Origin of the sequence: Photobacterium marinum, from assembly GCF_000331515.1 — a bacterium.
GTDB lineage: Bacteria > Pseudomonadota > Gammaproteobacteria > Enterobacterales > Vibrionaceae > Photobacterium > Photobacterium marinum.
This window is the reverse complement of the sequence record NZ_AMZO01000006.1, coordinates 555,974-570,412: the sequence shown is the minus strand read 5'-3', so window position 1 is coordinate 570,412 and position 14,439 is coordinate 555,974. Positions and strand designations below refer to the sequence as shown.

Genomic DNA, 14,439 nt, shown 5'->3' with positions numbered 1-14,439 from the left:
GAGAGTTTACGTACCACTACGTAAATATCTTGTTAAGTATAATGACAATGGAATTTAATAATGAAAATCAGTGATCTCATTACAGAGATAAAACAGAGTTACTATATTTCGGATAAAATCGCGGATGACATTAGTGAATTTGTATTCAATCAAGAACAGTCCGCAATATATTCTGGCTCTAAAGATCATTTCGCTGGTTTTTACATTAGAAATATCATCCGTGAGTTAAAGTCTGTCGACGACGATGCGCTTTATATCCAGCGTTTTCTAGCCGCACTTCTAAGCTCAGCATCAAATTTTGACTGGCTAGAAGCAGTAGATATTGATGAGTTAATAGCATTCTATCCAGATTTTTATACGTTGCTAGGTAACAACACAGAAGAAATTCTCGACAAAGTATTCACTCTTGATGAATGGGATGACATCAAAAAAGCCTTCTTCAAACTATCAAAAATCAGCTTCCCAGAACAGGAAGTGAGTGACTTTCTCCAACATGACAAGCACAAATCAGAAGGTTTCTATAACTACTCGCACCACCTTTACCTAAAGCTATACCTTCAACCAAAGATGAGGGAAGCCTATGATAAAAAAGACTGTGCTGAGTTTGATGCCATTTTCCGCGAGTACTTTATCGCTTGTCTTCAGGATCACAACAAAAAAATCCACAACCGTCGCGATAAGTTCAATGGCGCCTTGTACCGCACCGCATTGCCGCAGGAAGCCTTTGACCGCTTCGTAGCACTTTTTGACGGTACAGGAAACTGGGAAACGGATCTCGAGTTCGTTGCCTCTCAACTAGCGACAGACAAAGATCGCTATTCATCCAGCGAAAAAGAAGAATTCACCCTTCTCCACGATGAAGAATTCAAGGAGTTGATTCATTTCATCCTTGATTTGGATCTATTCCATCGGTTTGGCGATTCCAAATACGTATATAACTTCTCGAAAATTATCCTCGGACTGGATATCAAAACATGGATTGATCAATTACGTTTCTTCTCTTCCTACAACTACTGTGCATTCAAAAATGCAAATACATTAATGGAAGAACTGGACGATGCCATAAAGTTGTACCCTGCTCTCCAGACAAGCTTCATCCAATACCTGATGAATTATATTAGTCAACACTATCACTGTTGCCTGAGAAATTACGAAACACCCAAAGCAGAACACTTCACCAACAATCCACACCTGCAACTGCTGAAATTATTGTGTGAACGATTCGGCGCTACCAATATTTGGGATTGGTATTACAACGACAACCCAACCAAGCCAGAATGTGACATTATCCATGGACTGTTGGCTCAAATTTCAGATGCGCCGGAACTGTCAGAGCGCAAGGATCTTTTCGACCAAGCCTTACTGCGTAAATATATTCCTCGTATCACTAAAAAAGAGCAAGACAATGACGCCCTGCTACATTTCATCCTTACAGGGGAAAATGCAGATAGGGTTGCAAAAGTCGCGCTGGATAACAGCAACATTAAATACCTATCATGGCTATCCCAACCTTATTTGGAGCGCTTAGCGACAGTATTCTTTAATGGCAAAAACAACAAACTGGTTGTCGACTTTGTTGATAATGCCGCCAACGAATACCAGTCAAACCCTCTTCGCCAGCTAAGCAATGTTGCAATCAAGTACCCGCAGTGTGAAGCGAGTTATATGAAGGGGCTGATTGGCTATACTCAAAACATTAACAAGCAATGTAAACTCGATATTGATAGCAAAGTTTGCTATTACGAAGGGATCTACTACCCGGAGATAATGTCGAAAACTGAATTAGCCTACTTGCAGCAACATAATATTCCTTGTGTCAAACACATTGCTGCCGGCTCGGCATCCGTCAAGGCTCTGCTGCTGATCTGCCTGAAAGGCACCATTACCGATCACGATCAGGCAATATTGCTCATCGACATGCTCAAAGAAAAGCAAAAGGGCCTGAATGCCAACTTGCAAGCCTGTATTAGTTCACTGCCGGACGCACTAAAACAAGCCGTGCGATCAACCATCGCAGAACAGTTGGAAGATTTCAGCGGCCAAAAGGAAATCAATGCGGTTGAGTGTCTGTGCCAAGGCTCCCTTAACGAAGAAACCGCCCTTGACCTGCTGAATAAAGTCAGCGAGACCCAGTCTCGTACCCTGCTAATCCAGCATGGTAATATCAACTTTGTCCATCTCTACAAAACCGCCGATGGTCGTTTTGATTTGGCAGCTTACCTTGCCGAAAGCTATCAAGCACCGAAAAAACTGCCGGTCAGCGAGGAGATCCTTAATCTCATCGAAACCAAGGACGGCAGCAACGGTTACGAAGCGGCCATTCAGTTACTGCAGGTTTACCAGCATCATGAAGCCTTCGTGCCAAGTTCAGAAGGCGAAGCAATTCTGTCACAAATCACCGAAGACTCGCTTGATAGCTTCATGTGCTACCTGATCAGCCAGTACGCGGATAGCATCACAGCCAAGAACCGTTGGTTGCTGACAATCCCGGCCCTTCACGCCAGCATCAACACCGTCAAACTGCTAATGCCGCTTATCGAGCGTTGGGCGAACGGGTCGAAACACCAATTGGCAGCCCACCTCATCAAGCAGATGGGTGGCAGCGGACTAACTCAGGTCTACATGGGGCTGGATCGTCTGAGCCGCAATACCAAGAAACAAAGTGTAAAAGAAGCGATCCAAGAAGCCTTTGCCATCGGCGCCAGCCAAAAAGGCATCACTAAAGGTGAACTGGGTGATAGCTTGGTCGACAACATCGGCTTTGTCGACAATACCATTCCGTTATCATACTGCGGTCAGGACTTTGCTCTGATCCTCAACAAGGAGCTGAAGTTCTCTATCCGCAAACCAGACAGGAAAATTGTCAAATCCCTTCCGAAGCCAAAATTCGATGACGATGCGCAAGCCGCGGCGGCAGTCAGCAAGCACTTCACCGATCTGAAGAAGATGCTCAAGGATATGGTGACACTGCAAACCCACCGCCTGGAAGACGCCTTTGTCGTATGGCGCCAATGGCAATACGACAAATGGGCAGAGCTGTTCCTTGCCAACCCTGTCATGAATAAGCTCGCCAGCCAGCTTGTATGGGGGATCTACGAACAAAATACGCTGACACAAACCTTCACCGTCAACCCGGCTGTTATTACCGTAGATGACGAAGCACTAGATATCGCTCCGAACAGCCATATCGGCCTGGTTCATCCAAGTGAGCTGACAGCGGAACAACTGGCCGAGTGGCTGGATTACTTCGCTGACTGGGAAATTTCGGTACTGTTCGATCAGCTATCACGCCCGATGCTGACTCTGACACCAACCGAAAAAGATCCGCTGGCCTATGTCCCGAACCTTACTTTCCGCAAGTCGCCATCGACTGTGATCAACCGCCTGCGCAAAAAAGGCTGGGCTATTGGCTCAGTACGCGATGCCGGCAGCTTTGATGAGCTGTATAAGGAAATCGACGAAGGCGAACTAGGTATCGAAATCACCTTCGACGAAGCAGTATGGCACGGCGGTTATGGCTATGAATCAGACGAGAGTGACATCGCCATTGACAAGATTGAATTCTACCAAGCCGGAGCCCTGCCTCGCGGCAGCTACTGCTATGCAGAACTCGATGAGCCTGAATACAAAAAGCTCAAAAAAGATATCGAGCAACTGCCACTGCGACTGGTACAGGAACTGGTTCGCGAAGCCGTCAACGGGTATCAATAATCGATTCCACCCCGTTTATGGCATCGCTCCCGCGGCCTGAAACGGGAACTTTTTAATTAACAGCCAAAGCGACTTCCGCTTTGGCTGTATTGCATAGAGCAATATCATGAACGTACAGCGCCTGCCCGCAGAGCAGCAATACCAGAACCAACTTAACGCCCTTCGCGAAGCCGATACTTTTGCCAAACCCGCAGGCTGGCAGTTAAGCCCGAAAATGGTTCGCACCTTCATTCTTGGCAGCGAACAGCCTATTGCGGGCCAAGCCATTACCCGCAAGATCTACGGTAACGATAGTGCCGTCGAACGCGCCATTGTTACCCTGCTGGGACAGCAAGGCCTGTTATTGGTCGGCGAACCCGGTACGGCCAAATCCTTGCTTTCTGAGTTACTGACAGCAGCAATCTGCGGTAACAGCACCCTCACGGTACAAGGCAGTGCCGGCTTGTTTGAGGAAAATATCCGCTACAGCTGGAACTATGCCGCCCTGTTGAAATCAGGACCGACGCTTGATGCCATGGTGCCGGGTCCGCTCTACCAAGCGATGAAGAACGGAGCCATCATGCGTTTCGAAGAACTCACCCGCTGCCCGACCGAAGTGCAGGACAGCCTGATCCCGGTTCTTTCTGACCGTATTTTGCATATTCCCGAAATCCAGCATGAGCAGAACTACCTGCTGTCACAACCGGGATTCAACATCATCGCCACGGCCAACCTCAATGACCGCGGTGTAAACCAAATTTCCTCTGCCCTAAAACGCCGTTTCAACTTCGAAACACTAAAACCGCTGGCACAGCGCAAGGACCGTATTGAGCTGGTACTAAGCCAAGTTAACGACAGGCTACAATATGACGACATCGGTCTGCGCCTGGATCAAGATACCGCAACCCTGTTAGTGACCGTGTTCGACGAACTCAAAGCTGGCACGGTTGCCGGTATCGCCATTGAGTCGCCATCAACCTTGTTGTCTGTGCCGGAGGCTATCAACCTCGCCTACCATGCCGCAATGCAATGCCATTACTTCGGTGAGCAAGCCATCACCCCGGCCCACCTTGCCACCTACCTGCAAGGTGCCGTGATCAAAGACAACCACAAAGACGAAGCCTGTCTGCATGATTATCTGCGTGTAATCAAACGCAAGCGTAGCAATGATCCGCTATGGTGTTCATTCCTCGAAGGCAGCCAAGATGCCGGACGCTAACAAAATGGCTTTGGAGGCACTCAACGGCAACCCCAACCTGATCTGGGCACCGGTTCGTCACCATAGTCCAATCTGTAGCTGGCAATTGCTGCGACTGATCAAACGGCACAAGCCCGATGTGATTTTAATTGAAACCCCTGCTGATGCGCAGTCGCTAATCGCCTACTTGCAATCCAGCGAGACAAAACCGCCCGTAGCCGCGTACATGTACAGCATCGCCAAAGACAACCAAGCTCGACGCGGTTTTATCCCGTTCGCCCCAATGTCACCCGAATGGAATGCCCTGCAGGCCGGGAAACTACACAACATACCCTGCCAGTTTATCGATCTGCCATATACCCACTGGCCAATACAATTGGGTGAGGACGAAGACGAGGAAATATCAAACACAGATCCGCTGCTCTACGATAGCGAAGCTACTTTCAGCCAAACCTATATCGAGGCATTGCTTGCCAAGAGCCATTGTGAGTCATTTGACCAATGGTGGGACCGCTACTTTGAGCATCAATACTCGGCTTCAGCTGAGTCCTTCTTCGAACAAATGCAGTTGTTTGGCAGCCAGATGCGTCAGCACCAAACCGGTGCCGAACCACATACCCTGCTGCGCGAACAGTACATGGCAAGCCGTATCGCACCATGCCTCGCCGCCGGACAAAAAGTCCTGGTCGTATGCGGCGCATTCCACTGTCAGGGAATTTGGCATTTCCTCCAGCAGGAACAGTCTCTTAATCTTGAGCCGGAACGCGACCAGCGATCCGGCTGCCACCTCGTCCCTTATCCGCTGTCACGGCTAAGTCACCGCCATTATGGAGCCAGCCTCAGCCACAGTGGTTACTATGCGCACTGGTGGAAAAAGCTGAAAACGGCTCCACTCAAAAAGCTCGGGACTCTAACCCGTCATGTTCACACTGAACTGGCCACTGAACTAATGAGCTTCCTTACCAGCAAAGGCCACAACGTTGCCATGCCGCAATGCGTAGACTTGGTTGTGGCCGCTGAACAACTGGCACAGCTGCGTGATATTGCCCCGGGACGAAGCGAATTCATCGAAGCTGCGCAACTGACTTTTATCAAAGAAACCCAACACGCATTCCATGCCTGGATTGATGAGTTCTTTACTGAGTCAAAAGCAGGAAGCCTTGCCAAAAATTTACCAACTGCGCCGATTGTCATCGATTTTCGTGAACGCAGTAGCCAATTGAAGCTACCTTCACAGCTGATCGACGGTGAAACCCGCAAGGAACTAGCTATCTACCGACAGGCCAACCACCTTCGGCAATCACATTTTTTGCACCAGTTGGCGTTCCTGAGTGTTCCCTACGCGACACAATTGGGTGGCCCTAATTTCGCTGACCAATCTGAATTACAGCGGGTACGGGAACAATGGTTAATCCGATTCAGCCCGGAAACCGAAAGTGCTCTTGTCGAACAGAGTCACCTTGGTAGCACGATAGAAGAAGTGATCCACAATACCCTCCGCCAGCGACTAAACCGCAGCGATATGACAAGCTACCAGAGCGTCACGTTACTGCTCGCGGTCCTGCAAATGGGCATGCCAAACTGGTTATCGCCGTTACTTACACTGGTCAAACGCCAAATCGACAGCGAAACGGATCTGACACAACTCTATCCCTCACTGTCATTACTTTTCCAGTGCCTGTCGGGCAACCGGCTGCTTGCTCACAGCCACCAGCATGAGTTTGAGCAGGTAATACAGCACAGTTTCGTTCGGCTCTGTGCCCGCCTGCCAAGACTGGTCGATCCGCGCCATGAAAAAGAACTATTACCGCTGCTGGCAGAGCTTCTGAAGCTGACGCAACAACGTGCCGATATTTGCCAGCCGAGCTACCTGCAAGATGCATTAATCGCTATCCCGGCCAGCCAGTACACCGATTCCCTTCATGGTGCCTGTGCTGCCATCGCAACAGTACTATCCCAAGCAGATAACTGTCCGATTCTGGGCGACGCCCTGCAAAACGTCATCGAACAGTGCCACCGAGAGCCAGATGCTTTGGGTGATTTTTGCTATGGTATCGCCATCGCAGCTGACTATTTGCTATACCAGCAAGCCAGCCTGAAACAACAATTAGATCAATTTCTAACCTCGTGCGACGAAACGCTATTCCTGCAAGTTCTGCCAGCCATGCGACGGGCATTCCTGCAACTCAATTACGATGCTTTTGCGCAAATCAGTGAACTTTGCCAGCAAGATCCCGATCAGATCGCATATGAAAGACAACCCGATGCCTGTGACATTGCATTGATGCAACAAATCAGACAGCACGCACTGCAAGGTTTAGAATTCTGGGGGATCGACTATGAATAATCACGAACTTTCCCGCCGCTGGCGCCTGATCCTCGGTAGCCGGTTTCCACAGACACTCGGCGAAGACGACACGCGCAAAGATGAATGTCTGGATGAGCTTTATGACAGGGAGTATCAGGCAAGGGTGCCATGGCACCACATCGGCGGAAGACACTCCGGCTCGCCCTGCCCGGTCGACTGGCTGCACAAAGTGCGCCGAGCCTTCCCGAAAGCAACGGCCGATATCTTGCAACGTCACGGATTAGACCATTACGGTTTGACTGAATTGCTGATGGACGAAGAACTGCTGCGTCAACAAAAGCCGGATATGGCACTGCTACAAACCTTACTGGCCTTCAAGGACAAACTACCAGAAAGCCTGTCGCCAGAGATCGAGCGTATTATCAGCACCGTCTGTGAAGAACTTGAACAAGTGTTATCACAGCCGGTTCGCAGCATGTTCAGCCGCCAACGGATCCCGCTGACACAAGCTCGCCCCATGCCCTTGTCCTATACCGACTGGCAACGCACGATAACGCGCAACTTGAAGCATTACCAGCCGGAAGACGACACGTTTATTCTGGAAAGACCATTTTTCTACCAGACCCAACACAATCAGATCCCGTGGGATATCTACCTGGTAATTGATCAGAGCGGCTCAATGCTCAGCGCCCTGATCCACGCTTCAGTAATTGCTGCGATATTCTGCCGCTTGCCGATGCTCAACATCCGGCTCTACCTCTTCGATACCCGGGTTGTCGATTTTACCGAACAGGCCGATTCACCACTCAATGTGCTGCTAAATGTGCAGATGGGTGGCGGAACAGACATCGGTAGTGCACTTGCCTTTACCCACAGCCAAATTGAGCACCCACAACGTTCTATCGTTGTCCTTGTCAGCGACTTTGCTGAAGGCGGATCGCCACAGCCACTCTATCAAACTGTCGACAAGATGCAGCAAGATGGCATTACCCTCCTCGGCCTGACAGCATTGGATCAACAGGGCAATGCCCAGTACAACAACCATGTAACCGAACATTTGCTCGTGAAAGGTATGCCCATCGCATCAATGACACCGGAAAACTTGAGCCAATGGATTGCCGAGGTGATAAAGAAATGACGCTGCTAGCCTGGACCCAACAAATTACCGATGAATTCCTGCTGACCTGGACCAATCGTGGCCTGCTCCGCCGTGCCAAAAAGCAGGCAGCCAATGCAGATATCACTCAATGGCAGATCGAAGAAAATACAATTAGCGGCCACATTGATAGTTTTCAGGTCACTCTGGCAACCCCCGAACTGACTGCCTTACAATGCGATTGCGGAGCCCTTGAGCCTTGCAGCCATAAAATAGCCTTTATACTTGCTCTGCAATCCCTGCCTGCATCGCAACCCGCAGCAAGCCCCGTAGCATTCGAACTAGCCCCATGGCTTGTCGAAAACTATGCAGAGCTGGAAGCTATTTTTGGCAAGACCAAAAGCCAGAAAGCGCTGACAAGCTGGCATAAAGGCGCACCCATAAAACTGAGTACTCATCCCGATCACGCGCTGATCGACTGCCAGATTGGCAAAAAAACCTATCAAGTATATTTGCCCGCCCAAGTTGACTGGAGCCGCCTCGTTTGCTCTTGTCAGGAAACTCGTTGTCAACACCAAGCCTTGGCAATAATAGGGCTATCGGTGCAGGAGTCTCGCTTCACCTTGCCTTCTGAGCAACAACAAACACAACTAAAAGAGCCTCAGCAAGAGAAAATTAAGGAGGTCGAACACTGGCTCAACCAAATACTGGGCTATGGACTGAAGAACGTCTTACCGATCCAGCTAACGCAAGGAGAGAGCTTCGTTACCGAACTGGGTCAGCACGACCTACCGAAAATCGCCACCTTGCTGGGAAAACTGCTGCGAACCCTTGATGGTGTGACCAAACGGCATCTCACCGCAACGGCTGATATTGCCCTTGAACAAATTGGACAGTTGCTGCTTTATCTGCGAGCAATTCAGGCCGCACCGAGCCAACTCCCCCTTTACCAACTGGCAGGTCGACACAAAAGGCAATATACCCCTGTCACCTTACAGGATGTCATGGCTGTCAGCGCTGAATACTGGCATAGCGAAGACGATGCCAGAGGCTACCGTTTCTACCTGTATGAACGACAAGCCGCGCGCTGGTACTGCATTAGTGAAGGTCGCAAAGCCCATATGGATCGCAGTTGGGACCACCGTGCCGCACTAAAGGGACAACGGATTATCACGGCAGACAATCAGACGGTTTCCCTACCTGAACTGGCCTTGCAAAGTGTCGATTTTAAGGGCCAAGTGAGCGATAACCAGTCGTTGAAAATAGACCGCCTGCTTTCAACCCCGCAAACTATCAGTTGGGACAATTTGGTGAACGACCCGTCCTTGTCGGTCCATGCACAGTGGCAACGACTGGGAAACCAGTACAGTCAACCTTTTTTCGACCCACTGACCGATGCATTAGGCTGGGTGATCACTGACAGCGATATGATGGTGGCTTGGCACTCACACCAAGCCTATGGCAGCTGCACCGTAGAGACCCTATGCGGTCAAACGCTCGCCATTACCCTTGGCGCACATTGCCAAAGGAAAGCGGGATACAAGGGCCCCAAACTGTTATTCGGACGTTGGGCGCCCAGCGTATCAGCGGTGGGATTCCATGTATTGGATATATTCACTGCAACGGACTTCAATACTAAGGCAAAAAGCCATGCACAACCATAATCTCAGCACCTTTTTCAGCCAGTGGCACCAGATCGCCCAAATTATTTGCCTGCAGGGAACAGACAACCTGACACCATCAATCCGCACCCAGCTAAAACGATGGCAGCAGGATGCTGAACTATTGGGTCTTGTCGAAGTGCTTCCCCTTAGCCAACAGCTGACCACTGATGCAAACAATAATACCAGCACGGCACCAGCGTTCGCTCAACTGCTGGTCCTGATGCAGGCCATTGAACGCTCTGCCATCAGCTGGCAGCTCTCTCAATAGTTAACCCATTTTTGATCAATACGAAAAAAGGAGCGCTTTGCGCTCCTTCCAATTATCTTTTCGCTTGAATGAGTTAAATGTTTTTCTTCGGCTCACCAGTGGCAGTCGGATTGGCTGGATCACCGCTCCATTCATACCAGCCACCATCAAACACACTGATATCTTTCCAGCCCATCACATAGGTGTAGAAGAAAGTTTCTGAAGCTCGCCATCCGGTACCGCAGTAGAAAGAGACTTTCTGATCTTTATTAATTCCCCATGGCTGCCAATAACGCATCATGACACTTGGGCTGACCATAGTCTGATCCGGATTTCGAAAATCTTCCAGGTGCAATGAGTCAGAACCGGCATGCCCCCATTTAGAACCGACAATCCGACCTTTCGGCTTGATGTAGGTATAACCGCTGATCTTACCAATATACTCATCCCAAGTACGGATACTCACCAGTGACTTATGCTCAGGATCAGTCAGAATATCTCTCGCTTCCGGCACATCAATGATGTACTGAGGATTTGCCGGAATCTGTTTACCAAAATCAACCGGTTCAGCATGGTTACGCATAGGTTCTGTCTGATAACCGGCATCAACCCAGGCAGTCCAGCCACCATTGAGTAACCGCACATCCTTAACTCCAGCGTACATCAGAATATTAGCTGCACGTGCTGCCGGAATATTATCGCGGCCATACAAAATTACGGTTGTATCAAAGCGAATACCTAGGTTTCTGATCGTTTCTGCCAACTTTTTATCATCAACCTTATTCCACAATGGTTCAGATTCGATATCGTTGGTATTGAGGTACTGGGCAGAAGGGATATGTGAAACCAGATATTTTGTCGGCGGACCGTATGCCACCTCCACAATTGCATAACCTTTATCCGGTGAAAAACTGACTTCCTGACTGTCAACCAGTTGCTTCAACCATGATGCTGGAACCAGTTGCTGATAGTTTTCCAATGCTTCAAGTTCGCCTTTATAGGCGGTTACATCCTCTTCGATGAGCCCGACATTCTTCATTCCCATCTGAGCTAATCTCTGTTGCAGTTGCTGCGCTTTATCGGCTTCGCAATACAGAAAAGTGCTCTTACCCTTTTGAATACCATGCTTATCAAGCAAAGCGGCAAAATCGTCTGAATTGAGGCCATCCAGCCAATCCGCGTCAATATTGAACGCCCCTGGATAATGGCCACCACGACTCTGGTCTGCTTCCGGCCAGCCGTTGTAATGATTACTGGAACGGCAATCAATGACCTGATAGTCATTCGAACTCAGTTCTGCCAAATCATTGAAACTTGCAGCCATCGCCGGATAAGAAAAAATTGCAACAGAAGATAACATTAACAGTCTGTTTTTTAACATAATAAACCGCCAAATATAAAATTAATGGCATATGTTACCTTATCGATATCATGCTTTATTGCTCGGTGATCACACTCCCTGAATTCCCAAAAGCTGCCATACTCTGAACAGCTTATATAATTAAAAATATTTATTATTACGGTTACAGGTGTGTTGCGTATGTCTGTCCAGCAAATCTTGACTGCCCGACTAAATATCTCATCAATACTGTCAACAACAATCACAGCCATTGTGCTGACAGGCTGCAGTTCATTTTCAGACTCAGATTACAACATGCACACTTACCGCTTCCACGATTCAGCCAAAGGCTTTATTAGCCTTAATGACACTCGCATTAACGGTGCAATTGTCGATAAAGGCCTTTTCTACCCTAAAAGCGCCTTCTCATTTACCTACCGTTATTGCGCAAAAAACACACAGAGTGCAGCCGCTGATATAGAAGAGTTCGATCTTCTGGCTAAAAGGGTCTGTGATGCTAACCATGGCCAACTAATCCACCAACAAACAGGAACATGGTGTGTTGATGATGCCAATACAGTACAAGAATACCCTTTGTTCTATGCCAAAATTTCAAGGACCGAATTATGGGCAGATTTATGCCTGGATGGCCCTTTTGTCACTCTGAAAGTCATAGAAAATACTGAAGCAAGCCGGGATCAGTGGTTTGAAGCAGCTCAGATTCTGGGCTATCAGCCCTACTCTTCCAACCGCAGATTAGTTGTACCAGACTCAACACACGGACACCTCTACGATGCTCCTAAGGAGCCAGTGGCAACAGAATTCTGGAACGAAGAGAGTGAATATATCTACACCCAAATCGGCGCTGTCGTCTGCCTCTATAACCGACCTGAAGATACTAATATTGGTTACACCTATCGGGGAACAGTCCACAGTGTCGGCAACGGAATGGTGAAAGTCGCCGCAACCACTAAATTGAGAGGCGATATTCGAACAGCCCCGGTATTGGAAGAAATTGAGTGGCACCGGCTGGCGTATATTACCGCCGCTGCCAACTCATGGTTTGTTTGTGGTTAGTTATTAGTAACTTAAGCAATATATAGGTTGATTAACGCAGTTCGAAGAAACGCACCTGCTCTTCTACCTGCTGGCTGACATGATTCATCTCGTTACTGCTGGCAACGGTATCTGAAGATATCTGGGCAGCTCTGTTAGACAGCTCCTGTACCACATGCATATTGGTACTGATTTCAGCCGCTACCGAACTCTGCTCTTCCGCTGCCGTTGCGATTTGTTGAGTCTGAGCATTTACTTGCTGGATCATCGCCAGAATCTCTTCAATCATCTCATTACTTTCAACAACCCTGCCTTCTGCAGACGTCGCAATTTCAGTACTCTCAGCCATCATACTCACCGCATGCTCACAGGCAGAACTCAGTTGAGTCAGCATGGTCTCAATTTCATTCACTGAAGACTGAGATCGCTGAGCCAGGCTACGAACCTCATCAGCAACAACGGCAAAACCGCGCCCCTGCTCACCAGCACGCGCTGCTTCAATCGCCGCATTCAATGCCAGCAGGTTAGTCTGCTCAGAAATGCCACGGATCACATCAAGAATACTTTCGATCCGGCTGGACTCATCGCGAAGTTGCCCCACTACAGCCGAAGCCTTATCGAGGTTGCTCACCAGCCCCATCACCGCATCTTTAGTTTCATGAGATGATTCAATTCCTTTATGAGCCAGTGCAGTCATACTGTCAGAAGTATGCGCGGTTTCAGAAGTATTATTAGCGATATCTTTACTAGTGATAGTCAACTCTTCAATTGCTGTCGCTGCCTGAACTGTATTATCAGAAACCTCTGTCGCAACACTTTGGATATGATTATTCGCTTCAAGCAATGTCTGGCTGTTATTAGTCACAACCATGGTTGAACTGCTAATTGCCGCCAGAGTCTTGTTCAGGTTCTGAATGGTGATATTCAGGGCATCGCTAAGTTGCGCAATCTCATCTCCGCCTTCAACATCACAATGGGTAGTCAGCTTGCCTTTCGCTAGGTCATCTGCTGCATCTTTTACCTTATTGATGTTGCGGATCATTTTATTCGAGAACCAGACAGCAACGATGCCGGCTACAGCAAGGGCAATGACCATTGAGATATAGTACATCCAGGTGGCATTATCGATAGCATCAGTCGCATCTTTATACGAAAAATCAGCCGCCTGCTTATTAATTTCTGTCAGCTCTTTGAATTGCTTATCCAGCTCGGTGTAAGAATCACGAAATGCGGCAAACACAGGAAACGGAGCTTTGTGATTCTCGCTGGCCTGCATCGCTTTCACAAAGGCATTGGTCTTGTCCTGAAAAGTCAGGATTTGACGCTCCAGCTTTTCGACCAGAGCCATGTCACCATCAAATTCACGTCTCAGTTTCGTCATCAACTCAGGCGTTTTCTTTGTTGAGCGATCGATGTTAGTAATATAACCATCAACCTGATTGCTTAGATTCAATAGATAGGAAATCTGCAAACCTCTGACATTCAACATAATGTCAGTTTGCAGGCTTTTAATATTTTCAAAAGAGATAGTCGCAGAAAATGTGTGGCTATAAAACTGATTAAAATTACTGGCTACTCGATTGTTTGCTGATTTTATAAATAGTGATGAAAAAATGAAAATGAAAGAAATGAGGAAAACCAAAAAGAGGAGTTTGGTCTTTATCGATAGCTGTTTTATATTCATATAGCAATAAATCTCTTTTAATTATTGTTTATCAAGAGATTACATAAACTACAGGGTAAGCAACCTCAAGATAAATCATTTATTTCGTCCTGTTAAACCGTCGCCATTTAACAGACCTGCATAATACATCGCCGCAAGGTTAGGTACAATTACAAGT

At 48.1% G+C, this 14,439-nt stretch carries 9 protein-coding genes; 7 read left to right on the top strand and 2 right to left on the bottom strand.

Annotated elements, in window-relative coordinates; all coding sequences use genetic code 11:
• Positions 1-60: 60 nt before the first annotated feature.
• From C942_RS06875 to C942_RS06850, 6 genes are all read left to right on the top strand, one after another.
• On the top strand, positions 61-3,711 hold the full coding sequence (locus C942_RS06875) for a DUF4132 domain-containing protein (protein WP_007463976.1): 3,651 nt from the start codon (positions 61-63) through the stop codon (positions 3,709-3,711).
• Between the two features lie 106 nt (positions 3,712-3,817).
• Positions 3,818-4,909 (top strand): ATP-binding protein, encoded by a 1,092-nt coding sequence (locus tag C942_RS06870; RefSeq protein ID WP_007463973.1) that lies wholly within the window; start codon positions 3,818-3,820, stop codon positions 4,907-4,909.
• A complete protein-coding gene (locus C942_RS06865; RefSeq protein ID WP_036798955.1) occupies positions 4,896-7,235 on the top strand; it encodes a DUF5682 family protein in 2,340 nt (779 codons plus the stop codon). Before C942_RS06870 ends, C942_RS06865 begins: the two co-directional genes overlap by 14 nt.
• A complete protein-coding gene (locus tag C942_RS06860) occupies positions 7,228-8,334 on the top strand; it encodes a VWA domain-containing protein (protein WP_007463969.1) in 1,107 nt (368 codons plus the stop codon). Before C942_RS06865 ends, C942_RS06860 begins: the two co-directional genes overlap by 8 nt.
• The gene (locus tag C942_RS06855) at positions 8,331-9,956 is read left to right on the top strand and encodes a hypothetical protein (RefSeq protein WP_007463967.1); all 1,626 of its coding nucleotides are present in this window, start codon (positions 8,331-8,333) and stop codon (positions 9,954-9,956) included. Before C942_RS06860 ends, C942_RS06855 begins: the two co-directional genes overlap by 4 nt.
• Positions 9,943-10,224 (top strand): hypothetical protein, encoded by a 282-nt coding sequence (locus C942_RS06850; protein ID WP_007463964.1) that lies wholly within the window; start codon positions 9,943-9,945, stop codon positions 10,222-10,224. Before C942_RS06855 ends, C942_RS06850 begins: the two co-directional genes overlap by 14 nt.
• 73 nt (positions 10,225-10,297) lie before the next feature.
• On the opposite strand, the gene C942_RS06845 is transcribed toward C942_RS06850, so the two are convergent.
• Positions 10,298-11,584 (bottom strand): rhodanese-like domain-containing protein, encoded by a 1,287-nt coding sequence (locus C942_RS06845; protein WP_007463962.1) that lies wholly within the window; start codon positions 11,582-11,584, stop codon positions 10,298-10,300.
• Positions 11,585-11,743: 159 nt separating this feature from the next.
• On the opposite strand from C942_RS06845, the gene C942_RS06840 reads away from it, so the two are divergent.
• On the top strand, positions 11,744-12,619 hold the full coding sequence (locus C942_RS06840) for a hypothetical protein (protein ID WP_007463961.1): 876 nt from the start codon (positions 11,744-11,746) through the stop codon (positions 12,617-12,619).
• 31 nt (positions 12,620-12,650) lie between these two features.
• On the opposite strand, the gene C942_RS06835 is transcribed toward C942_RS06840, so the two are convergent.
• A complete protein-coding gene (locus C942_RS06835; RefSeq protein WP_007463960.1) occupies positions 12,651-14,282 on the bottom strand; it encodes a methyl-accepting chemotaxis protein in 1,632 nt (543 codons plus the stop codon).
• Positions 14,283-14,439: the final 157 nt, after the last annotated feature.